The organism is Sphingopyxis witflariensis, from assembly GCF_002205635.1.
In the GTDB taxonomy this organism is placed as follows: Bacteria; Pseudomonadota; Alphaproteobacteria; order Sphingomonadales; family Sphingomonadaceae; genus Sphingopyxis; species Sphingopyxis witflariensis.
Map to the genome: position 1 here is coordinate 154,940 of NZ_NISJ01000002.1, position 22,080 is coordinate 177,019.

Genomic DNA, 22,080 nt, shown 5'->3' on the forward strand with positions numbered 1-22,080 from the left:
AGCGACAGCATGACGGTTTCGGCCATCGCGAGCGTACCCACCGCGCACGCCAGCAAATATCTGCAACAACTATGCAAGCATTGGGAGCATAATCTCTCGGTGGAATTCATCGCTTCGCACGGCACCGTGACCTTCCCCCGCGACGCGCGCGGCGCCGACTGGCCGGGCGATGCGCTGGTCACCTTCGACGCCGGCGCCGATGCGCTGGCGGTCCGCATCGACGCCAGCGTCGGCGGGCAGCTCGAAGGGTTGAAGGGCGCGGTCGCGCGCCACCTCGACCGCTTCGCTTTCCGCGAAGCGCCGCTGCCTTTCGACTGGCGCGCGGTAGCGAAGTAAGATGTCGGGGCGGGACATTGCCCGCCCCGCTCCACCTGGCCGATCAGCCGACCAAAGCGCGCTGCCTTGCGTAAAGGAAATAAACCGCCAGCCCGCCAATGTTCCACAGCAGGAACCAGAATTGGGTCTGCGCCGGCAGGCTGAAGAAAAGATAGATACAGCCAAGCACCGCGATGGTGCCGATCACCCATGGCATCGGCGCGCGGAAGGTACGCGGCGCATCGGGGGCGCGGCGGCGCATGATCAGCATGCAGATCGACACCGCGGTGAACGCCGCGAGCGTCCCCGCGTTGGCGAGCGCCGCCAGCTCACCCAAGGGAATGAAACCCGCGAGTACCGCTACGACGATTGCGGTAAAAATGGTGATGCGCACCGGCGTCCCGCGCGATGACAGCTTCGCAAGGCTCGCGGGAAGCAGTCCGTCTCGCGCCATGGTGAAAAAGATGCGGCTCTGGCCATAGAAGAAGGCAAGGATGACCGTGGGGAGCGCGATGATTGCCGAGACGGCCAGATATTGCGCCGCGAGCGGACTGCCCAGTTCGCGCAGGATCAGCGCCAGCGGCTCGGGGCTGTTGGTGAAGCGGGTGTAAGCGATGGCGCCAACGGCAGCGACCGCGACGACGATATAGATGAGCACGCAGGCCAGCATCGAACCGACGATGCCGATCTTCAGGTCACGGTCGGGATTTTTGGTTTCTTCGGCCGCGGTCGCAATCGCATCGAAGCCGTAAAAGGCGAAAAAGATGATCGCCGCCGCGGCCATCACGCCCCGCTCCACGCCGTCAGGTCCGACATGCTTGGAAAAGCCGTAGGGGCTGAACGGTTCGAAATGAGCGGCGTCGAAAGCCGGAAGCGCGACTGCGACGAACACAATGAGCGCGACGATTTTGACGAGAACGAGGATAGCGTTGACCGTCGCGCTTTCGCGTGTCCCGACGAGCAACATGCCCGCAACCACCGCAATAATGCCGATCGCCGGCAGGTTGACGATGCCGCCGAGTTCCGGCCCTTGCATTAACGCCATCGGCACGCCCGCCCATGCCTGTAGTAAAGGCGCGGCATAGCCCGACCAGCCGACCGCAACCGCGCTGACCACCAGCGAATATTCGAGAATGAGGCTCCAGCCGACGACCCAGGCGATGATTTCGCCGATGACGACATAGCTGTAGGTATAGGCGCTGCCCGACGCCGGGATCATCGTCGCCATTTCGGCATAGGCGAGCGCAGCGCAGGCGCAGATCAGGCCCGCAATGCCGAAGGAGAGGATCACGGCAGGGCCCGCCTTGTCGGCGCCGACGCCGATCAGCGTCAAAATCCCCGTGCCGACGATCGCGCCGACCCCCAATGCGATCAGATGCGGCCAGCCCAGCGTCCGCGCCAGCCCTTGCCCATCTTGATGGTCGGGAACGATGGCTTTGCGACGAAACAGGCTGGCATTCATGTAGTGGGTTCCCCTTGTGCTTTCCCCTGCTTGTAAGGGAGTGATGCGTCAGCGCAAGATAACAACATAATGGCGTCAGGCGTCTGTCCGCATGATGACGAACGCACGCAGCATCAGGACCGCGGCCAGCGCGGTCGCAACGCCATAACCTGCGGGAGCTGACCACAGAACCAGCCGCGCGCCGATAATCGCGCCTGCGACCAGCCCGGCCCAAAGCGCTAGATGGGGCAGCCACTGCCGATCCTCTCCCCCGCGTAACGCGTTGGCGATTTTATGCCCCATCTGCACCAGAGTGCCGGTCATATAGGTGACGCCAACGACCGCACCGTCCCTTCCCTCCAGCGCCGAATTTACCAGGCCCATAGCCAGCGCGAGACAGGCGACGGCTGGCCACCCGGCGCCATCGAGCCTCAGTCGCGTTGCGGCGGCAAGCAATATTACGACAAGCGACAGGACAGCCACTGTCCGCGCGGACCGAGCGCGGGCAGCCAGGAGCGAACCCGTGATCACGCCGGTCACGAACAAGGCAATAATACCTCCGGCAATCAGCGCCGTCTGATGCCCCTGCGCCGCACCCACTGCAAGTCGCGTCGAATTTCCGGTCATGAAGGACACGAAGAAACCCGCCGTTTCGACAAAGCCGATCGCATCGACAAAACCGGCAAGCATGGAAATCCCCACCGCCAATATCTGGTGCGACCGGTTAAAGCGGATCATCGGCGATCAGACCAGCGCTTCGATCGCCTCGGCCAGCCGGGAGTCGCGTTCCGAAAGCCCATCGGCGTCGTGCGTCGTCAGCAAAATATCGACCCGGTTGTAAACATTCGACCATTCGGGGTGATGATCCATCTTTTCGGCAATGATCGCGACACTCGCCATGAAGCCGAACGCCTGCGCGAAATCGGCAAATTTAAACTGACGGGTGATCGCATCGCGGACGGGCTCATGCGCCCAGTCAGGGAATCGGGCCAACAGCGCCGCGCGCGCCGCATCGTCGAGTTTCTGGATCATCGTCTCTTCTCCCGCTGGCCAATCCGGCCCGCCCGCCATAAGGGTGAGCGCAATGAGCGACAAGCCCACCCTTCCAGACGGCTGGACCGGCGGCCCGCCCGACGCCGACGCGCTGTTCGCGATGGCCGAGGCGGCGTTGGAAACCATGCCTGCGGAGTTCCTGCCGCACATTCAGGGCGTGGTGATCGCGGTCGAGGAATTCGCCGACGACGAGGTTCTGAAATCGCTCGACATCGAGCATCCCTATGACCTCACCGGCCTGTACGAAGGCCGCCCGCTGACCGAGCGCAGCATCGACCAGAGCGGTGGCATGCCCGACCGCGTCACCCTCTATCGTGTCCCGATCCTCGTCGAATGGATCGAGACCGGCGAGCCACTCGGCGGACTGGTGCGCCATGTGCTGATCCACGAAATCGGCCATCATTTCGGCTTTTCGGACGATGACATGCACGCGCTGGAAGCGATGACGTGAGCGCGCATCCGCGCGCAGGGGGCATGACGGCACTGCTGCGGCTCGACCGGGTGGCGTGCATTCGCGGCGACCGGCTTCTGTTCGAAAGTCTGTCGCTGACGCTGAACCGCGGTGATGCCTTGTGGCTGCGCGGACCCAATGGCACCGGCAAGTCGAGCCTGATCCGCGTCGCCGCCGGATTGCTGCGCGCCGCCGCAGGCACAGTCGAGCGCTACGAACGTAGCGCGCTGATCGATGAGAATGCGGCGCTTGATACCGAACTGCCGCTGCGCCGCGCGCTTGATTTCTGGGCGCGGATCGACACGGTCGACGGCCATAGCGTCGACCGCGCGATCGCCGAAATGGCGCTGGCGCCGCTCGCCGAAGTGCCCGTCGGCATGCTCTCGACCGGCCAGCGCAAGCGCGCCGCCATGGTGCGCGTCATCGCATCGGGTGCGCCGATCTGGCTGCTCGACGAGCCTGCCAACGGCATGGACGATGCGGCGCAGGCGCGGCTGGTCGCGGCGATCGCAAAGCATCGCGCCAATGGCGGTGCGGTGCTGCTCGCGTCGCATTTTCCGCTCGGACTGGGCGATCTGGCCGAACTCGATCTGGGGGCGCTGGCATGACCGAACTCCCACCTTCGTCATTGCGAGCGCAGCAAAGCAATCTCCAGCTATCGGCCTCACGCAAGGCCGCTAGCTGGAGATTGCCGCGTCGCTTCGCTCCTCACAATGACGGGGAAATGAAGTGACCGCGCTGATCGCTCTCTTCTGGCGCGACCTGCGCCGGGCGTGGGGCAGCGGCGCGCTGTGGCTGCCGGTGCTGTTCTTCCTGCTGGTCGCCACGGCCTTTCCTTTTGCGGTCGGCCCCGACGCGCCGTTGCTGGCACGGACCGGTGGCGGGATGATCTGGGTCGCGGCGTTGCTCGCGGCGCTCTTGCCGATCGACCGGCTGGTCCGCCCCGACCTCGATGCGGGGGTGCTCGACCGACTCGCGGTGCGCGGCATGCCCGACGAGGTGATCGCCGCGGTCAAGATCGGCGCTCACGCGATCGGCTTTGGCCTGCCGCTGCTGATCGCGCTGCTGCCCGCGGCGGCGCTGCTTGCGCAGGATATGGCGCGGGTGGAGATACTCGCGGCCGGCCTCGCCATCGCCATCCCTGCGCTCGCCTCGCTCGCGGTGCTGAGCGCGGCGCTGACCGCCAACCTCAAGGGCGGCAGCGCGATCGGCGGGCTGCTGATCCTGCCGCTCGCGGTACCGATGCTGATCTTCGGCGCCGGCATGCTCGACCCGTCAGGGCGCGGCGCGATGAAGCTGCTCGGTGCGACGAGTTTGCTGCTGACGGTGATCGGGCCATTCGCGGCGGGGGCGGCGCTCAGGGGCTTGCGCGAGTGAGCAGGGTGCGCCAGTCGCTCGCGCATATCGCGCTGGTCGTCCGCGATTATGACGAGGCTATCGATTTCTACGTCGGCACCCTCGGCTTCACCCTCGTCGCCGATCAGGATCAGCCTGAACAGGACAAGCGCTGGGTGCTCGTCGCCCCGCCGGGCAATCCCGATGGCGGTGCAACGATCCTGCTCGCCCGCGCAAGCAATGCCGAACAGGCGAAATTCATCGGCGACCAGGCGGGCGGGCGCGTCTTCCTGTTCCTGCAAACCGACGACTTCCAGCGCGACTATCAGCGTCTGCTCGACCGGGGCGTGCGGATCGAACGCGAGCCGATTGAGGCCGATTATGGCACCGTCGCGGTGTTCCTCGACCTTTATGGCAACAAATGGGATCTGATCGAGTTTCGCCGGCGGGAATGACGGCGACGGCCGGAACCGGACATTAGTGGAGCGCGGTCGAACGGTCGGTTGCGGCTCCAATTGGCATGCCATTCAATTCATCGCCTTGTGCGATTGAACAAAAATATCCGCCCCAGTAACTTGAAGCTTCTCGTGACTTGAAGATAGTCACCGACACCTCAACTGTCGTCGATACCGCTTTGCAGCGTCCTATGCTGGAGGCCTTTTCGTCAGAATGGACCAGCTTAATTCCCTTCTCGGGAAAGAGGCAGGCATGCGCGTCCCGCAACTGGGGAGAATGGCGTCTATCGCGCGCCTTCATCCACCCCGAATCCCAACAATCCAGACCCGCCGTCCCCCTTGCCAATAGACCCTTTGATTGTTCAATTCCTTCTTCGGGCCAGTTCTGGGTGCAAGCTGCCGCCAAAGCGAAGGTAGTCAACGTGAGCAATTTTCGCATCGCAGTAGGCTAGGCCGTGTTGACAAAAGACTTCAGCCATAGGCGCGTAGCGGCGAGGTTGAGGAAGCTCTCGAACGAGAGCAGGGTTTTGTCATAGCGGGTTGCGATGCGTCGTTGCTGTTTGAGTTTGCCGAACATGCGCTCGACGCGGTTTCGGTCCTTGTAGCGGCGATAGTCGGGATGCTCTGGCACCTTGCGGTTCGAGCGAGGCGGGATGATCGGCAGGATGCCCCGGGTCAGCAGGCTTTCCCGGAAGTGATCACCATCATAACCCTTGTCCGCGAGCAGCGCCTTGGGCGTGGCGGCGGGGATCGCCATCAGCGGTTCGGCAGCGGTGTAATCGGAAGCCTCGCCGCCGGTGAGGATGAAGCCGACAGGCAGTCCTTGATTGTCGCAGCGGGCGTGGATTTTGCTCGTAAAGCCGCCGCGTGATCGACCAAGAGCGTTCGCACAAGCCCCCCTTTTCCGCCCGCTGCCGAGACATGGCCGCGAACGCTGGTGCTGTCGATCATGTGTTGCCAGTCGTCGGTCAGACCCAGATCGACCAGTGTTTGCAGCAGGGCATCCCAGACACCCTGTTCGGCCCAGCGACGGAAGCGCACATAGACCGAGTTCCACTTGCCGTAGCGCTCGTGCATGTCGCGCCAGGGGCAGCCGACCCGCAGCACGTGAAGCATTCCATTGAGGAAGCGCCGGTTATCGCCCGCCGGCCGCGCCCAGCGACCGCGCTCAGGCGGCAGTAGCGGCCCGATCAGATCCCACTCCGCGTCCGACAAATCCCCGCGACCCATGACTGCCCCTCAAAAAGCAGTCTTGAATCAGAACAAGGCGGGTTTGGGAATCCCTTTTGTCAACACGGCCTAGTCTTCCAAATGTCCGCTTGCCACCCCAATTCAGACATTCCCACTTCGTCATCCCGGACTTGATCCGGGATCCATGGCCGCCCTCGCCTTCTGGACCCCGGATCAAGTCCGGGGTGACGAGGGTTGAGAAGCTGTGGCGACTTTGCACCCCAAAGCCGGCATCGCCTTCAAATAAGCCTTTCCTACATTATCCGACCGTGCCAGCCTTCATCCGGCTCTTTCATTTGGTGGATAGAAACGGTTGCTGCCCGGCTTGCCAGTGCGCCCACGGCGAGGTGCGCCGGGGGACCCAGCAAAGCGCGACGTCCAAATTGGGGCCGCACAAGGCTGAACTTTACTGAACTTTGGAATATCATGCGGTCCTTGCGCAGCCGGAGCCCGGATCCAGCTTGGGGCGATGAAGATGGCCATGGGGTTCGCGCGCCCGACCCGCCCATAAGAAAAGGGCCGGAGTTTCCCCCGGCCCTTCCCTAAATCAGTCTGATCGAAATCAGGCGCCGGTGACGTCGGTCGTGTCGACCTTCACACCCGGGCCCATCGACGACGACAGTGCGATCTTGCGGACATATTTGCCCTTCGCGCCAGCCGGCTTCGACTTGACGATCGCATCGACGAAAGCGTCGAAGTTCTGGCGAAGCTTTTCTTCACCGAACGACAGCTTGCCGAGGCCAGCGTGGATGATACCGGCCTTTTCGACGCGGAATTCGATCTGACCGCCCTTGGCGGCCTTCACGGCTTCGGCGACGTTCGGGGTCACGGTGCCCAGCTTCGGGTTCGGCATCAGGCCCTTCGGACCCAGCGTCTTGCCGAGGCGGCCGACGATGCCCATCATGTCCGGCGTCGCAATGACGCGGCCATAGTCGAGGTTACCCGCGAGCATGTCTTCCATCAGGTCTTCGGCACCAACCTTGTCGGCGCCGGCGGCCAGAGCCTTTTCGGCATTGTCGCCGCGTGCGAACACGGCAACCTTGACGTCCTTGCCGGTACCGGCGGGCAGCGTCACGACGCCGCGGACCATCTGGTCGGCGTGGCGCGGATCGACACCCAGGTTGATCGCGACTTCGAGCGATTCGTCGAACTTGGCCGAGGCCAGTTCGCGGATCGTCTTGATCGCTTCGTCGACAGCGTGAAGCTTCAGCGCGTCAACCTTGCCCTCGAGGGCCTTGAGCTTCTTGGTCAGCTTTGCCATCGGTTCAGCCCTCCGTTACTTCGAGGCCCATCGAGCGGGCGCTGCCTTCGATGATCTTCGTCGCCTGTTCGATGTCGTTGGCGTTCAGATCCTTCATCTTGATCTGGGCGATTTCGGCGAGCTGCGAGCGCGCGATCTTGCCACCGCTGATCTTGCCGGGCTCCTTCGAACCCGACTTCAGGTTCGCGGCCTTCTTGATCAGATACGTCGCCGGAGGCGTCTTGGTGACGAAGGTGAAGCTCTTGTCGGCGAAGACGGTGATGATGGTCGGGGTAGGCGTACCCTTTTCCATTTCGCCGGTCGCAGCGTTGAACGCCTTGCAGAATTCCATGATGTTCACGCCACGCTGGCCGAGTGCCGGCCCGAGCGGCGGCGAGGGGTTTGCGGTCCCTGCCGGAACTTGCAGCTTGATATAGCCGCTAATCTTCTTGGCCATGATAGCCTCCTTTCAATCTATTGGTCCGCCCTTGCGGGTGAACCTCAAAATAAGCGGTCGAACAGAAGGGCATCACCCCTTCCTCCCGCGCGGAATCACACCCGTATCTGATGCGAAGCGGCGCCGTTAGCCGGTGCAGCCGAAAAAAGCAAGGGAGGCAGTCGGTCTCACCGCGTCATTGCGAGCGCAGCGAAGCAATCTCCAGCGCTCGGCCCGGCGCAAGGCCGAAAGCTGGAGATTGCTTCGTCGCTTCACTCCTCGCAATGACGAGGGCTTGGAGCGACGGCGCGACCTCAGGCCGGCGGCGTGATGCGGACAAGCCCCTCTTGTACCGCGGAGGCAATCAGCGTGCCGTCCTGACGGTAAATCAGCCCGCGGTTGATGCCCCGCGCGCCGCCGGTCCAGTCGCTGTCCATGACATAGACGAACCATTCATCAACGCGCACGTCGCCATGAAACCACATCGCATGATCGAGGCTGGTCGAAAACAGCCCCGGCGTCGTCCAGGTGATACCGTGCGGCAGCATCGCCGATGACAGCAATCCCATATCCGACGCAAAGGCCAGGAAAGCGCGATGGATCAACTGATCGTCGCCGATCGGCGCCGCGACCCGGAACCATTGATAATGCTGGGTCGCCTTTGCCGACGCGGGCGGGCGATAGCTGCGCATTTCGAACGGCCGACGCCGCGCCATATAGGCGAACCGCTCGTCGGATATGCTGGGGTCGGCGGCGAGCGTGTCGGTGAAGTCCACACATTCCTCGGGCGGCAACAGGTCGGGCATCGACACTTGATGCGACAGCCCCTCTGTCGGCAGCTGGAACGAAGCGGTGAGGTTGAAGATCACCTTGTCGTCCTGACGCACGACGACGCGGCGGTTGGAAAAACTGCGCCCGTCAAAGTCGCGGTGGACGCGAAAATGCAGCGGCTTCGTCTCATCGCCACCGCGCAGGAAATAGGCGTGCAGCGAATGAACATGCTTATCGGGATCGACGGTACGCGCCGCCGCAACCATCGCCTGCGCGATCACCTGACCGCCGAAGATGCGATCGCGCGCGGTCGTCGCAAGCGCCGGAAAGTCGAACTCGTCGGGAGCCCCCGCAGGTTCGAGATCGAACAGCCGTGACACCGCGCCGACGACTTTTCCGGGCGCAACGCTGTCGTTGATCGCGCGGGCGCGTTCGATGCGGGCCTGAATTTCTTCTGGAGTCAGCGCAGTCACGATGTCGGCTTGCCCCCTTTTCGTCATCCCGGCGAAAGCCGCGATCGCTGGCGGATCTGGAGACCGCCCGCAGCCCCAGCTTTCGCTGGGGCGACGTTCATTATTTCATGCGCTCGACCTGCTCGAAGTCGAGTTCGACCGGCGTCGCACGACCGAAGATCGAGACGCTGACCTTGACGCGTGCCTTTTCGAAATCGAGTTCCTCGACCAACCCGTTGAAGCTGGCGAAGGGACCGTCGAGCACCTTGACCTGATCGCCGATTTCGTAATCGACGCGGATTTCCTGCTTCGGACGGGCCGCAGCCTCTTCCTTGCTGTTGAGGATGCGCGCGGCTTCAGCTTCACTGATCGCCTGCGGCTTGCCCATCGAACCGAGGAAGCCCGTGACCTTCGGCGTGTTCTTCACAAGGTGATAAACATCGTCGGTCATCGTCAGCTTGGCGAGGACGTAACCGGGGAAGAATTTGCGTTCGGCCTGAACCTTTTTGCCGCGCTTCACCTCGGTCACCGTCTCGACGGGCACTTCGACCGCTTCGACGAGCTGGGTCAGCCCCATGCGCTCAGCCTCGGCGAGCACCGAATCGCGCACCTTGTTCTCGAAACCCGAATAGGCGTGAATGATGTACCAGCGCGCCATAGCTATGCCTGTCCTGTCTGAATTGTCGCGCTGATCAGCGCGCGAGCGACGTCAGCCAGCTGACGATCGCGTTGAAAACCGTGTCGATGCCGAGGAAGAACATCGAAAGGATCGTGGTCATGATCAGCACCAGAATCGTCGTCTGCACGGTCTCGCGACCCGTGGGCCAAACGATCTTGCCGGCTTCGGTCTTCACCTGGTTGACGAATTCGCCGATGCTGGTCTTGGCCATGTCGTTCGTCCTGTCCTCGTAAGCGTTCAATAATCGATCAGATGGGTCACCACCCGCCGCGCGTCAAGCGTGCTTCGGGCAATAGTCCGCCCACCCTCCCCGAGCAGGTCGGCGAAAGGCGGAAGGAAAACGGCGCATCTGTCCGAATGGGCGGCCTTTACTTGGGCGGCGCGGTGATTGCAAGTCAAAGGCGGGCCGCGGCGTGCGGCATGTGCCGCCGCATCGCGATGAGCAGGCCCATCATGATCACCCAGGCGGTGGTCGGCAGCAGCGCGAACAGCAAATGGAGTTCGCGAGCCGACACTTCGCCATTCTTCGGATCGAAGCCGACAAGATCGAGCAACGCATAGCTGACCGCGATCGCGGCCGCGACGCCGAACTTTTGCATCAGGTTCAAAAGCGCGAAAAGAAAGGCCGAGCGATTGCGCCCGCACCGCGCCGCATCGCGCGGAATCAGGTCAGCGAGCATCGAGTAAATGAAGAGCAGCCCGACGAACCCCGTCCCCAGCATCAACGAAAATCCGGCCGCCTGTGCAAAGCCGCGCGGCTGCTGCGCCAGCGTCGCGACCAACAGTACAGAGATCAGCAAACCCATCGCGATCATCATCAGCGGCTTGCCATAGCGCCGCGCGAGCCAGGTCCACACAGGCGAGGCGATCGCCCCGCCGATGAAGCTTGCGAACAGCAGCAACGCACTTTGCGTATCGAGGCCGAGCACCGCGGCGGCGAAGAAGATGAAAAGCGACGTCAGCGCCCCAAAGGCAAAGCTGTTGAGGAATTGCACGCCGAGCAACAGCATCAGCGGCGGGAAGGACAGCGAGGCGCGAATCTCCTGCCGCCAGCCGATGCCCGGCGCGGCAATCACCGGGCGCGGCGGCACGCGGCGGATCGCGAACAGCGCGACGGGCGCCATGACCAGAAAGATGCTGGCATAGGCCATGATCCGCCCCTGAAGACTGATGTCGGGCATCAGAAATTGTGCGGCAGCGGGCGCCGCGAAGGCCGTAATCAGCGCGATCTTCGAAAACCAGTCGCGCGCACCATAGAGCAAGGCGCTTTCAGCGGGGGTCCGCACCAGCGCCGAGCCCCACGACAGCTGTGCGACATCGTAAAGGCTGAAGCTCGAATAAAAGAGGATCATCACGACGAACAGCGCTGCAAAGGGCAGCCGGTCACCGACCGTCACGATGACAAGAAGGAGGAGCAGCAACGGCAGAAGCGCGCGCAGCATCCAGCGCCGGTGCGCGCCGATCTCCGTCCCCACCCGGTCGATCATCGTCCCGATCAAGGGGTCAACGACGCCGTCCCAGATGGTCGTGAACGAAAAGAGCAGCCCGACCAGCGCGACCGCGATCACCCCGCCATCGGCGATATAGGGCGGCAGATAGACGCTGAACGGCAGGCCGAGAATCACCGTAGGCCCCGCCGTTGCCGCGTAGGCCGCCACGGTGCGCGGCCGCAAAGCCGGGGGTTCGGCCAATGACGGGACGGTGTTGGCCAAAATACAAAGCTCCCACAGGAAGCGCCAAGCTTTCAGCTATTGACAGATGTGTCAACGCACCAGGCCGAACCTATTCCCAATCGAGCGCGCCCTTCTTCCATTCATAGATGAAACCGACGGTCAATATGCCGAGAAACACCATCATCGCGCCCCACGCCCCCCACCCGAGGTCGGTCACCGTCACCGCCCAGGGGAACAGAAAGGCGGCCTCGAGGTCGAAGATGATGAACAGGATCGCGACGAGATAGAATCGTACGTCGAATTGCGCGCGCGGCGCTTCGAAGGCGGGAAAGCCACATTCATATTCGGATGTTTTTTCAGGATCGGGTGCGTGCGTGCCCGTCAACCGGGACACCGCCATCGGCAGGAAGACAAACAGCGCAGACAGGGTCAGCGCGACCCCGAGGAAGATCAGGATCGGCAGATAATCGAGCAGTACGAACGACGCGGGTTCGACGATGGCATTGGCGGATGATGGGATCGATAACGTCGGCATGACAGCTCCCCTTTTCAGTGGAGCCGGGCCGTCCCGGGCTTGAGCCTGCGCGGGCTGCGCAGGGGAGGACGTGGCCTCGCTCGCTATGTTGCGCCGGTCAGGCCGGCGACGAGATTTTCATGAGCACCAGACCGCTGACGATCAGCACCGCAGCGCCGATCCGCATCGCATTCGCCTGCTCGCCCAGGACAAGGATGCCGACGACAAAGGCGCCGACCGCGCCGATTCCGGTCCAGATCGTGTAAGCAGTGCCCAGCGGCAGCGATTTCATCGACAGCGACAGCAGCGCGAAACTCGCGACCATCGTCACCAAAGTGACGAGCGACGGCACGAGCTTCGTAAAACCTTCCGATTGTTTCATCGAAAAGGCCCAGACGATTTCGAGCACGCCAGCGATGGTAAGATAAATCCAAGCCAAAACAGCCTCCTTTGCATCGGGCTGCCGGGCCGTCCCGGACCTGTAACCCGCGAAACGCGGGCGAGGACGTGGCCTCTATTTTTTTGTGGCCTGGCAGGGGCAGTAAGACTCGAACTTACGACCCTCGGTTTTGGAGACCGATGCTCTACCAACTGAGCTATACCCCTAGGCCGGATGCGCCACTAGCCCGATTGGCGAAGCGGGGCAAGAGGGATCACAGGTTGCAAGAGACAACTGGCCTGATATGCGCATTTGCACATGACCGCCGCCACCCCCTCTTCCGCCGCACCGCAAAATTATCTCGGCGGAATCGCCCTGCGTTTGCTGGCGATGCTGAGCCTCTCGCTGATGTTCGTGCTGGTCAAATTGATCGCCGAAACGGGAGTCCATGTCGTCGAAAGCCTGTTCTGGCGCCAGGCGGTAGTGATTCCCTTCGTCTTTGCCTGGGCGGTCTCGCACGGCGGTGTCGCGTCGTTGAAGACCCAGCGAATCGGCGCCCATGCGCGCCGTGCAATGATGGGTCTCGCTGGGATGTGCTGCAATTTCGGCGGCATGATCTTCCTGCCGATGGCGGAGGCGACGACGATCAACCTGTCGGTACCGATCTTCGCGGTCATTTTCGCGGCGGTGCTGCTCGGCGAACGCACGGGGGTCCAGCGGTGGAGCGCGGTGATTGTCGGCTTTATCGGCGTTCTCGTCGTGCTCGACCCCAGCACGATCTTCGCGGGCGGCTTCAGCGGCGATCATGGCATCGGCACGCTGATCGCACTGTCGGGCGCGATCATGACCGCGCTGATCACCATTGCCGTTCGCGACCTCGGCCGCACCGAAAATTCGGCGACAATCGTTTTCTGGTTCAGCCTGCTCTCGATGGTCCCGCTCGGCATCGCGCTGCCCTTCTTCATCACCCCGCACGACAGCTATGAATGGCTGCTGCTGCTCGGGCTCGGCGTTTCGGGCGCGGTGGTGCAAATGTCGCTGACCGGCGCGCTGCGCCTCGCGCCCGTCGCGGTGGTCATCCCGATGGATTATTCGGCGTTGCTCTGGTCAATCGCCTGCGGCTGGTTCTTCTTCGGCACCTTCCCCGCCGAGACGACGTGGATCGGCGCGCCGCTGATCATTGCGAGCGGCCTGTTCATCGCCTGGCGCGAGCATCGTCTGCATATCGAACGCACAAAGGATATCACCGCATGACGCTTCCGATCCTCTACCATTGCCCCGACGCCCGGTCGCTGCGCTGTCTGTGGGCGGTCGAGGAAGCCGGGATCGACATCGACCTCAAGACCCTGCCCTTCCCGCCGCGCGCCTTTGCACCCGAATATCGCGCCGTTAACCCGCTGATGACGGTGCCGGGCTGGGTGGAGGACGGGCGGCTGATGACCGAATCAGCGGCGATCTGCGAACGCATCGCCGAGGGAACCCCGCTCGAAGTGCGCCGTGACGAGGGCGATTATTGGGAATGGCGCAACTGGCTCCACCGCAGCGACGCGACGCTGACCTTCCCGCTCGCGATCATGATTCGCTACACCCGCGTCGAAGTGCCCGAACGGCGCCTCGCGCAAGCCGTCGATGACTATAAAGCCTTTTTCGGCGGCCGCGCAAAGAGCATCGAGGCGGCGCTCTCCGACGGCCGCGAATGGCTCGTCGCGGGGCGCTTCACCTCCGCCGATATCGTCATCGGTTATGCCGCCTTCCTCGCGACAACGCTCGGCGCCGAGGATGTGCTGGGCGAAAAGACGCAGGCATGGCTGGCCCGCTGCATCGCGCGTGACGGTTTCATCCGGGCGCGCGAGCGGCAGAAACTGACCAGCGCCTAAGCGACCTGCTCAGCCGACGCCTGTTGCGGGAGCGGCTTTGCATCGCCGAACGGCGACTGTCCCGACACCGGTCCCGATGCCGGATAGCCGAGCAAGAAGCCTTGCGCTTCATCGCAGCCCTCGCGCTGCAAAACCTCGAGTTGCCGATCGGTCTCAATCCCCTCGGCCAGTACGGGGATCGACAGGCTTTTGCCCAGCGCCAGAACCGCGCGGACGATCGCCGTCGCCTCGGGCGAGCTTTCGAGTTCGGACGCGAAGACCCGGTCGATCTTGATCTTGTCGAAGGGGAAGGCGCGCAAGGTTTCGAGCGACGAATATCCGGTGCCGAAATCGTCGAGCGCCACCCCGACCCCCAGCGCCTTGATCTGGCGCAGCACATGCAACGCACGATCGCGGTCGGCCATGATCGCAGTCTCGGTCAACTCGATTTCCAGCCGCCGCGGCGGCAGCCCGGTATCGAGCATCACCTGATGGAACAATTGCGGCAGACCGGCATGGGCAAGCTGCACCGGCGACACGTTGACAGCAACCTTCGTCTGATGATCCCAACCGGTGGCATCAGCGCACGCGCGCCGCAGCACCCATTCGTCCAGCGACAGGATCAGGCCATTTTCCTCGGCGATGGCAATGAAGATTTCGGGCGGAACATCGCCGCGCTCGGGATGCTGCCAGCGCAAAAGCGCTTCATATCCCGTCACTTCGCCCGTCACGACCGACGCCTGCACCTGATAATGGACGTCCAGCTGATTGGCATCGATCGCATGGCGCAAATCATTCGCCAGCTCGCGCCGCTCGCGAACCGCATCATCCTGTTCGGGATCGAAATAGCAGGGGCCGAATATGCTCGACCCCTTCGCCCGGTACATCGCCAGATCGGCGTTGTTGGACAGCATATCGGCGGTGGTCGCATCCTGCGGATAGATCGCCACGCCGATGCTGGCGCCCAGATGCGCGTCAAAACTGCCGAGGCGCAGCGGCGCCTTCAGCACCGCATCGAGCCCGGTCACGAGCGTCGCCAGTTCGTCACGGTCGACATAAGGGCGCAGCGCGACAAACTCATCGCCGCCCAGCCGCGCGACAAAACCCTGCTCGCCCACTTCCTGTCGCATGCGCCGCGCGAAAGCGACGAGAACATCGTCGCCCGCCTTATGCCCATGGATGTCATTGACCTCCTTGAACCGGTCGAGGTCGATCGCGATCAGCGCGAGTTCGCTGCCCGAGATGCGCGCCTTGTCGAGCAGGCGGTCCAGTTTGCGCTGAAAGCTGATCCGGTTCGGCAACCCCGTCAGCGCATCGTTCATCGCCATATGGTGCAATTTTTCCATCGCGTCCGACCGCGTTTTCCGGTCGATGAACGCCGCGGACACCCCTGCGCCGATCACCACCAGCCCGACCAGCGACGTCGCGAGGCCCAGCGCGTGAAGCTGCCCCGGGTCGAGCGGTGTCTGGCTGAGCGCCAGCGGCGTAATCCGCAGCGCGGTCATCCCCACGAAATGCAGCAATGCAATCGCGGCGACGAGCAAGGCGGCGCCGATGAGGCGGCGATATTTGATCGATCGGTCAGTCCCCAGCATCGCGGCCGCCGCGCCCGAAAAAAGCGCAGCACACACGAGCGACGCGAGAACATAGGGCCAGCGCCATTCGACAATGCCGTCCACGCGGTACGCGGCCATCCCGACATAATGCATCGCCGAAATCGCGGTGCCGACGATCAGCCCGCCGGTCACATGGAAAAGGATATGGCGACGGACCAAGGCGACGCCGAAACCCAGACCGGTGCCGACAACCGCGATGATCAGCGATGCAATGGTCAGCACCGGATCGAGCGTAACGGCGACCTTCGCCTGATAGGCCAGCATGGCAACGAAATGGGTGCACCAGATCGTCGCACCGGCACCGACGGCGGTCAGAAACGTCCAGCCGACGCGTTGCGTCCCCATTGTATTCTTCGCGCGCTCGAACATCTGCACAATCGCAAACGCCCCGCAGCAACAGATGAAAACGGCGAGCAGCACCATCCAGGGATTGTGCTCGATCGCGATGCACAAGGCGACATTGATCATTGATTGTCCTTGACCGCCCCCGCCCGACAGGGCGGCTCCGAACGGTCGGCCCCCGTGCAATCCCAATCCCTAAATTTGCGTTAAATTACCGAAAATCAAACATATTCAGGGCGAAGGCGGCGTCGAAGCCGGGGCAAGTTGGCGGCTATAGAGCCAACCAATCCCGATCAGGCTGAAACCCAGCGCGACGAACGACGCTATGCGGAGCAGCCCCTCGAGACCAGACGCGTCGAACAGGAACACCTTTCCAACCGCACCGAGCATGAGCACGAGCGAGGCGATGCGCCAATCATGACGTCCGGTACGGATGCCCCAAAGGAGGAAGCCGATCGCCAGCGCGAGGATCAGGATCGAACGCAGGATATTCTCTGCCGGCGCGACTCCTGCCTCATCGAGCAGACCGCCATGGAAGAGCTGGCGCAATGTCGCCCAGGCGAAGCCCGCCACGAGCAGCATGGTGATGATCTGGACGCCGCGACCAAGCGTAGCGGGCGCAGCCGGGAACAATCGCTCGACCTGCGTCACCCCGAACCACGCCAGCAGGAACAATGGCGCGAGCAGGTTGAACAGCGGCCAGCCGCCGGCGGCTTGGGTGGCCCAGAGCGGATTGTGATGAAGCAGGCCATACCACAGGATATGCGCCACTCCCGCGAGGATGAGCGGCCGCGCGAGCGTCATTGCCCCGCGCTGCATCGCGAACCAGCCGCCGCCGATCAGCAGTGCTTCCCAGATAAGTCGCTGCGCAATGCCGGTCGCAACGAAATCCTGACCCGCTACGGCGGCAAAGCCGAGGCGGTAGAAGCAATGCACCGCAACGCCCCCGACAAGACTTGTCACGCCGAGGCCTGTCAGCACCAACCAGCGGGGGAGTTGAACACGTATCGACCATAGGGGGATGCCAAGCAGCAAGGCGGGCACCAGCCATCGCAGCAGCAATTGGCTGGCCGGCAATCCGGCGGCGTCGACCGGCATCGGCACGCCCGAAAGCGAGAGCAGTGCGTTGCTCGACCAGGCCGCGAGCGGCAGCGCCGCCCAGCCAAGACAAAGCAGCGCAAAGCTCGCCGCGGCACCATCGACGCGCGCGAAGGGGACCCGGCGCGCCGCGAGCAGCGCCGCCGCGCCGCCGAGCGCGGGAACCAGCATGAGCGCCGAGCCGGGGACGATCTGGGCGAGCGCAGCATAGGCCAGCAACGCCCCGGCGACCTGACCCAGCCGCCGAACAATCGCGCCATCCGCCCGAATCGCAAAAATCGCAGCGATCAAGCCAAGCGCCGCCCAGCGCAGGAAGGCACGTCCGCCGTCCCCGTCCGCGCCATCGAAAAGCCGTGCCAGCTCGTCGAACACCGACGGGGTGGCCGCGAGCGCGAGGATCGCCGCGCCGACAAAGGCTGCGGCAAATGGCTCGATACGCCGATCCTGCGCGACCTTGCCGAAAAAGAGCAGCCCGGTCGCGACAATCCCGATACCGATCGGTGCCAGCCAGTGTGGCAGGATCAGGACGATTGCGAGCGCCAGCAGGATACTCCCAGTCACGGTCAGCCACGCGAAACGGCTGTCGGCAGCCCGGCCCTCGACCTTCCACCCGCGCGCGATGCCCGCCCCGACCAGCGAGGCGCCGCCAAGCGCGACCAGCGCCAGACCCGCATCGCCCATGTCCCACATATGCCATTTGGTCAGCGGCGGCAGCGCGAGCGCGATCATGCACAGTTCGAGTGTGCGTCGCAGCGCTTTGGGGTCATCCCAGAGCCGCGCGAGAAGCGGCAAGGCATGGATCGCCAGCAACGACAGCCCGATCAGCGCGAACCATAAGGGTGTCGGATCGGGCCATGCCGCGAGGAGTAGGATCGACAGCGCCGCGCTGATTGTCGGCACGATGGCGAAATTTCGCTCGCGCCAGGCAAGCCACTGCGCCGCCGCAGCGAGCAGCGCGAACAGGCCCCAATGGAGCGGCGCAAAGCCGCCATAGCCGACGAGCAACGCCAGTTGCAGCGCGCCGACGATCGCCGATGCCGACCGGAGCAAGGCTGCACGCGGCCCGTCGAACGTCATCATCGGTATCGCGATGGCGAGCAGCAGGACGAACCCGCCGATCGAAAGCGAGCCCAGTATGTCGAGCCCGCTGTTCGCGAGGATCATCCACAGCCCCCAGCCCGCGCCACCGATCAGCGCCGCCAGCGCCAGCCACGGCCAGCGCCGCATCCGCGCGACCCCGGCAAGGCCCGCAATCGTCAGCGCCAGATAGACCGCAAGCAGCGGCACATCGGGCGCGACCGCCCCGACCAGCGCCGGCGCGGCGAGGCCGCCCGCGAGACCGAGCAGCGCGCTGGGGCTACCGAAGCGAAGCGACAGGCCCAGCGCCGACGCGGTGACGAGCGCGAGCGAGGCAAAGGCCAGAAAGGGCCCGATCAGTTGATAGACATTCGCCGCGACCATGATCGCGGCATAGAGCGTTGCGATACCGGCGCCCGCCAGCGCCTGCGGCACGCGCACGTCGCGCAATTTTTCCTCGTTACGCCAGGCATATTCGGCGCCGCCGATCAGCCCCAGCCCGAACAACAGTCCGGCGACGATCTGCACCCCGGGGGTGAAGATGCGCGCAAAGAAACCGGCGTCGATCGCATAGCGGACGATCAGCACGCCGGCGACAGCGAGCGTGATTCCGCCCGCCCAGATCGGCAGCGTCTTGCCGAACAGATTTTCGAACTGGAGCGACAGGTTGCGGGGGGCTTTGAGGGTTTCGTTGCGCGGAGCGGAAGCTTGCTTCGGCGCAGCGGCTTCCGGCTTGGCCGCAAGAACCGGTGGTTCCGCCACGTCGGTATGTTCAACTTCGGCTAGTTTTTGCACCATCGCGGGCAGAGGCGCACTGGTCGCCGCGACTGGCGCCTTTTCGTCGTCGGCATCGACGAGTGTCTTCGATATTGCCTCAGCAGGCGTGGTCCCCGGTGCGGAGGCTCCGCTCTCACCGACCTTGGCAGGCAGCAGGCCTGCATGGCGCTGCAACGCACCGATACGCTTTGCGGCTTCGTCCAACGTCGCTTCGGCCCGTTTCAAACGGCCCCGCATGTCCATCAGCATGACAAACAGGATGATGATCGCCAAAAACGTCAGTGCGCCCAATATTTTGATCCCTTCGGCTCCTGCCCTCTCTATGAAGCAGGCGGGCGAATATCGGTCAACTTGTTGTGCGCGTCATCAGCGGCGCCAGATGAGGGAGCGGTCCGCTATCGCGACCTCGCAAACCAGATCATGTGCTTCGCGCCTTTTCCGTTGCTGCGCGCCCGAACGGCGACGGGATCGACAGCAAAGCCGGCGCTTTCCAGCCGACGCGTAAATTGCGGATCGGCCGCGGCCGACCATATCGCCAATATGCCCCCGGGCCTCAGCGCCCTTCGTGCCGTTGCGAGGCCCGCCATCGAATAGATGCGATTATTGGCCGCACGGGTCAGGCCATCGGGGCCATTGTCGACATCGAGGAGGATCGCGTCATAACGGCCGGTCGCCGCCCCGATCACGCGGGCGACATCGTCCATCACCAGTTCGACGCGGGGATCGTCAAGGCAGCCCGCCGTCATCGCGGCCATTGGCCCGCGCGCCCAGTCGATGATTTCGGGCACAAGCTCGGCGACGCTGATCCGCGCCTTCGGCCCCAGCTCGGCCAGCGCCGCGCGCAGGGTAAACCCCATGCCATAACCGCCGATCAGCAGATGGGGAGTGTCGCCGCGCGGCAGTCGCTCGCAGCTCATCACCGCCAGCGCCTCTTCCGATCCGCTCATCCGGCTGCTCATCAACTCATTGCGATCGAGCGCGATGATGAAATCATCGCCGCGGCTGAACAGCCGAAGTTCGCTTCCCTGGGGCACCTGCGCGGTGCCGAGTAACGTGCGCGGTATCAAAACACTCAGCCCTTCATCACGCGAAACAGGTATTTCCACCGCAACGCGACCGTCGCCATGGGCGCTCGCCTCGAACACTGTCAAGGCTGGGAGGTAGCCCCGCGAACGAACGCGCCGTTCATCCCCGCTTCGTGACGCTCCTCCCGCCATAGAGGCTGGCGGGGCATTCGCTGCCTCAGTTCACCATCCGCTCATAACCCGCCCAATAGGGAGCGCGCAGGTCCTTGCGCAAAATCTTGCCGCTCGCGTTGCGCGGCAGCGCCTCGATCACGTCGATGCTGCGCGGGCATTTGAACGGCGCGATGCGTTCGCGGGCCCAGGCGATGATATCGGCCTCGTCGACGCTCATGCCGGGCTTCGGCACGCAGACCGCCTTCACCGTCTCGCCCCATTTTTCGTCGGGGATGCCGAACACTGCGACTTCCTGCACTGCGGGGTGGCCGAAGATCGCGCTTTCGACCTCGGCCGGATAGATATTCTCACCGCCCGAAATGATCATGTCTTTCATCCGGTCGTGGATGAAGAGATAGCCATCGGCGTCGAGATAGCCCGCATCGCCGGTATGGATCCACCCGTCGGCGGTCATCGTCTTTGCCGTCGCATCGGGCAGGTTCCAGTAACCGATCATATTGTTCGACGATCGCGTGACGATCTCGCCCACCTCACCGGTCGCGACCTGCGCGCCGTCGGGGCCGAGAATGTGGATCTCGACGCCGGGAAGCGGCTTTCCGGCCGAACGCATCCGCGCATTGCCCTCGGGATCATGATCTTCGGGCGGCAGCATGCAAATCGTGCCCGTCGTTTCGGTCATGCCATAGGCCTGAATGAACTGCGCGCCGAACATCTTGATGCACTGGCGCAGCAGTTCGAGCGGGATCGGCGCCGCACCATAGAGGATATATTTGAGCCGGCTGAAATCGACGCTGGCGCAGCGCGGATGGAGCAGCAGCATGTGCAGCGCCGCGGGGACGATGAAGAAACGCGTGACGCCATGATTCTCGACCGCGTCGAATACTCCTTCGGGATTGAATTCGGCGAGGACAATGCCCGGAAGACCGGCGCCGAGCGCCATGATGCCCAGCCCGGTGCCGCCGATATGCGCGCACGGCATCGCGACCAGCACCGCCTCGTCATCCTCCCATTTGGTATAGGGCAGATCGAGCTCGTTCGAATGTTTGCGCAGCGCGAACAGATTGCGGTTCGACAGCACCGCGCCCTTGGGGTTGCCGGTGGTGCCCGATGTGTAGAGCTGTAGCACCGCCTCGTCGGTTCCCGATGGCTCGAACGGCGCGCGGACGGTTTGGTCGATCATCGCGCGCGCTTCGGCGGCGCTGACGATCGCGGGAACATGGTCCAGCTTTCCGGCGAGCTGCTCGGCCAGCGTATCGAACCCCGGCCCGGCAAAGACCATCTTCGCCTGCGTATCATTGACGATATATGCCCATTCGGTAGGCGAGAGGCGCCAGCCGATCGGTGCCATCACGATCCCCGCCCGCGCTGCGCCAAAGAACAGGGTGAAATAAAGGTCGCTGTTCTTGCCGATCCAGGCGATCCGATCGCCCTTTTTCAGCCCCGCCGCGAGCAATGCCGTTGCGACCTTCGCGGTCCGGTCTTCGAGTTCGGCATAGGTGAAGACGCGATCTTCCTCGCGCATCGCGAGCCGGTCAGGCCGCTCACCCGCCCAATGGGTCAGGAATTCGTCAAAGGTGAAAAGCTCCGTAACGTCGCGGGGCATGGCATTCTCTCTCCTCGAATCGCGTTTTTCACGCGTTAAGGGGGAGGCTAGCGGCTGAACGCGCGACGTAAAGCGGCGATCAACAATC

The 22,080-nt window shown here is 63.6% G+C and carries 23 protein-coding genes, 1 tRNA gene and 1 pseudogene; 7 read left to right on the forward strand and 18 right to left on the reverse strand.

Translation table 11 applies throughout. The features are described 5' to 3' along the window. The first annotated feature begins 9 nt into the window (after positions 1–9). On the forward strand, positions 10–336 hold the full coding sequence (locus CDQ91_RS04740) for a DUF2218 domain-containing protein (protein WP_088471576.1): 327 nt from the start codon (positions 10–12) through the stop codon (positions 334–336). Positions 337–379: 43 nt separating this feature from the next. Here the strand turns inward: CDQ91_RS04740 and CDQ91_RS04745 are convergent, their stop codons facing one another. The 3 genes from CDQ91_RS04745 to CDQ91_RS04755 all read right to left on the reverse strand — a co-directional run bounded on the left by CDQ91_RS04745 (position 380) and on the right by CDQ91_RS04755 (position 2,788). After that, complete coding sequence (locus tag CDQ91_RS04745) at positions 380–1,777, reverse strand: amino acid permease (protein WP_088471577.1); 1,398 nt, start codon at positions 1,775–1,777, stop codon at positions 380–382. Positions 1,778–1,852: 75 nt separating this feature from the next. After that, a complete protein-coding gene (locus CDQ91_RS04750) occupies positions 1,853–2,494 on the reverse strand; it encodes a YoaK family protein (protein ID WP_088471578.1) in 642 nt (213 codons plus the stop codon). A 6-nt stretch (positions 2,495–2,500) separates the two neighbouring features. Next, positions 2,501–2,788 carry a 4a-hydroxytetrahydrobiopterin dehydratase gene (locus CDQ91_RS04755; protein ID WP_088471579.1) on the reverse strand — a complete coding sequence of 96 codons (288 nt, stop codon included), beginning with the start codon at positions 2,786–2,788 and terminating at the stop codon, positions 2,501–2,503. A gap of 52 nt (positions 2,789–2,840) precedes the next feature. Between CDQ91_RS04755 and CDQ91_RS04760 the strand changes: the two genes are divergently transcribed. The 4 genes from CDQ91_RS04760 to CDQ91_RS04775 all read left to right on the forward strand — a co-directional run bounded on the left by CDQ91_RS04760 (position 2,841) and on the right by CDQ91_RS04775 (position 5,050). Continuing rightward, entirely contained in the window at positions 2,841–3,260 is a 420-nt protein-coding gene (locus CDQ91_RS04760) for a metallopeptidase family protein (RefSeq protein ID WP_088471580.1), read from the forward strand. 23 nt (positions 3,261–3,283) lie between these two features. Next, on the forward strand, positions 3,284–3,868 hold the full coding sequence (gene ccmA, locus CDQ91_RS04765; RefSeq protein WP_088471910.1) for a heme ABC exporter ATP-binding protein CcmA: 585 nt from the start codon (positions 3,284–3,286) through the stop codon (positions 3,866–3,868). 121 nt (positions 3,869–3,989) lie between these two features. Further along, positions 3,990–4,637 carry a heme exporter protein CcmB gene (locus tag CDQ91_RS04770; protein ID WP_088471581.1) on the forward strand — a complete coding sequence of 216 codons (648 nt, stop codon included), beginning with the start codon at positions 3,990–3,992 and terminating at the stop codon, positions 4,635–4,637. Next, entirely contained in the window at positions 4,634–5,050 is a 417-nt protein-coding gene (locus CDQ91_RS04775) for a VOC family protein (protein ID WP_201791861.1), read from the forward strand. Before CDQ91_RS04770 ends, CDQ91_RS04775 begins: the two co-directional genes overlap by 4 nt. Before the next feature lie 22 nt (positions 5,051–5,072). On the opposite strand, the gene CDQ91_RS20945 is transcribed toward CDQ91_RS04775, so the two are convergent. From CDQ91_RS20945 to CDQ91_RS04825, 11 genes and pseudogenes are all read right to left on the reverse strand, one after another. Then, positions 5,073–5,489 (reverse strand): hypothetical protein, encoded by a 417-nt coding sequence (locus tag CDQ91_RS20945; RefSeq protein WP_144036687.1) that lies wholly within the window; start codon positions 5,487–5,489, stop codon positions 5,073–5,075. A gap of 9 nt (positions 5,490–5,498) precedes the next feature. Continuing rightward, a pseudogene (locus CDQ91_RS04780) lies at positions 5,499–6,280 on the reverse strand (IS5 family transposase). A 562-nt stretch (positions 6,281–6,842) separates the two neighbouring features. After that, positions 6,843–7,541 carry a 50S ribosomal protein L1 gene (gene rplA / locus CDQ91_RS04785; RefSeq protein WP_088471582.1) on the reverse strand — a complete coding sequence of 233 codons (699 nt, stop codon included), beginning with the start codon at positions 7,539–7,541 and terminating at the stop codon, positions 6,843–6,845. 4 nt (positions 7,542–7,545) lie between these two features. Further along, the gene (gene rplK, locus CDQ91_RS04790) at positions 7,546–7,977 is read right to left on the reverse strand and encodes a 50S ribosomal protein L11 (RefSeq protein ID WP_088471583.1); all 432 of its coding nucleotides are present in this window, start codon (positions 7,975–7,977) and stop codon (positions 7,546–7,548) included. A gap of 293 nt (positions 7,978–8,270) precedes the next feature. Next, positions 8,271–9,200, reverse strand: coding sequence for an acyl-CoA thioesterase (locus CDQ91_RS04795; RefSeq protein ID WP_237245822.1), 930 nt, complete (start codon positions 9,198–9,200; stop codon positions 8,271–8,273). Positions 9,201–9,300: 100 nt separating this feature from the next. Continuing rightward, positions 9,301–9,837: a transcription termination/antitermination protein NusG gene (gene nusG / locus CDQ91_RS04800; protein WP_088471585.1), complete on the reverse strand. Its 537-nt coding sequence runs from the start codon at positions 9,835–9,837 to the stop codon at positions 9,301–9,303. A gap of 34 nt (positions 9,838–9,871) precedes the next feature. Then, the gene (gene secE / locus CDQ91_RS04805) at positions 9,872–10,069 is read right to left on the reverse strand and encodes a preprotein translocase subunit SecE (RefSeq protein ID WP_088471586.1); all 198 of its coding nucleotides are present in this window, start codon (positions 10,067–10,069) and stop codon (positions 9,872–9,874) included. A gap of 184 nt (positions 10,070–10,253) precedes the next feature. Next, positions 10,254–11,570 carry an MFS transporter gene (locus CDQ91_RS04810; RefSeq protein WP_158213616.1) on the reverse strand — a complete coding sequence of 439 codons (1,317 nt, stop codon included), beginning with the start codon at positions 11,568–11,570 and terminating at the stop codon, positions 10,254–10,256. 70 nt (positions 11,571–11,640) lie between these two features. After that, positions 11,641–12,066, reverse strand: coding sequence for an NADH-quinone oxidoreductase subunit A (locus tag CDQ91_RS04815; protein ID WP_088471588.1), 426 nt, complete (start codon positions 12,064–12,066; stop codon positions 11,641–11,643). A 97-nt stretch (positions 12,067–12,163) separates the two neighbouring features. Continuing rightward, a complete protein-coding gene (locus CDQ91_RS04820; RefSeq protein ID WP_088471589.1) occupies positions 12,164–12,484 on the reverse strand; it encodes a DMT family transporter in 321 nt (106 codons plus the stop codon). A gap of 91 nt (positions 12,485–12,575) precedes the next feature. Continuing rightward, positions 12,576–12,651 (reverse strand) — tRNA-Trp (locus CDQ91_RS04825). 91 nt (positions 12,652–12,742) lie between these two features. Here CDQ91_RS04825 and CDQ91_RS04830 point away from each other — a divergent pair. Continuing rightward, complete coding sequence (locus tag CDQ91_RS04830) at positions 12,743–13,678, forward strand: DMT family transporter (RefSeq protein WP_088471590.1); 936 nt, start codon at positions 12,743–12,745, stop codon at positions 13,676–13,678. Continuing rightward, positions 13,675–14,301 carry a glutathione S-transferase family protein gene (locus tag CDQ91_RS04835; protein WP_088471591.1) on the forward strand — a complete coding sequence of 209 codons (627 nt, stop codon included), beginning with the start codon at positions 13,675–13,677 and terminating at the stop codon, positions 14,299–14,301. Before CDQ91_RS04830 ends, CDQ91_RS04835 begins: the two co-directional genes overlap by 4 nt. Here CDQ91_RS04835 and CDQ91_RS04840 read toward each other — a convergent pair. The 4 genes from CDQ91_RS04840 to CDQ91_RS04855 all read right to left on the reverse strand — a co-directional run bounded on the left by CDQ91_RS04840 (position 14,298) and on the right by CDQ91_RS04855 (position 21,992). Next, positions 14,298–16,364, reverse strand: coding sequence for a putative bifunctional diguanylate cyclase/phosphodiesterase (locus CDQ91_RS04840; protein WP_167836661.1), 2,067 nt, complete (start codon positions 16,362–16,364; stop codon positions 14,298–14,300). The two genes, CDQ91_RS04835 and CDQ91_RS04840, sit on opposite strands and share 4 nt — an antisense overlap. A 105-nt stretch (positions 16,365–16,469) precedes the next feature. Then, the gene (locus CDQ91_RS04845; RefSeq protein WP_088471592.1) at positions 16,470–19,481 is read right to left on the reverse strand and encodes a DUF2339 domain-containing protein; all 3,012 of its coding nucleotides are present in this window, start codon (positions 19,479–19,481) and stop codon (positions 16,470–16,472) included. A 104-nt stretch (positions 19,482–19,585) separates the two neighbouring features. Then, a complete protein-coding gene (locus CDQ91_RS04850) occupies positions 19,586–20,257 on the reverse strand; it encodes a spermidine synthase (RefSeq protein ID WP_088471593.1) in 672 nt (223 codons plus the stop codon). Between the two features lie 175 nt (positions 20,258–20,432). Then, positions 20,433–21,992, reverse strand: coding sequence for a fatty acid--CoA ligase (locus CDQ91_RS04855; protein ID WP_088471594.1), 1,560 nt, complete (start codon positions 21,990–21,992; stop codon positions 20,433–20,435). Positions 21,993–22,080 lie beyond the last annotated feature (88 nt).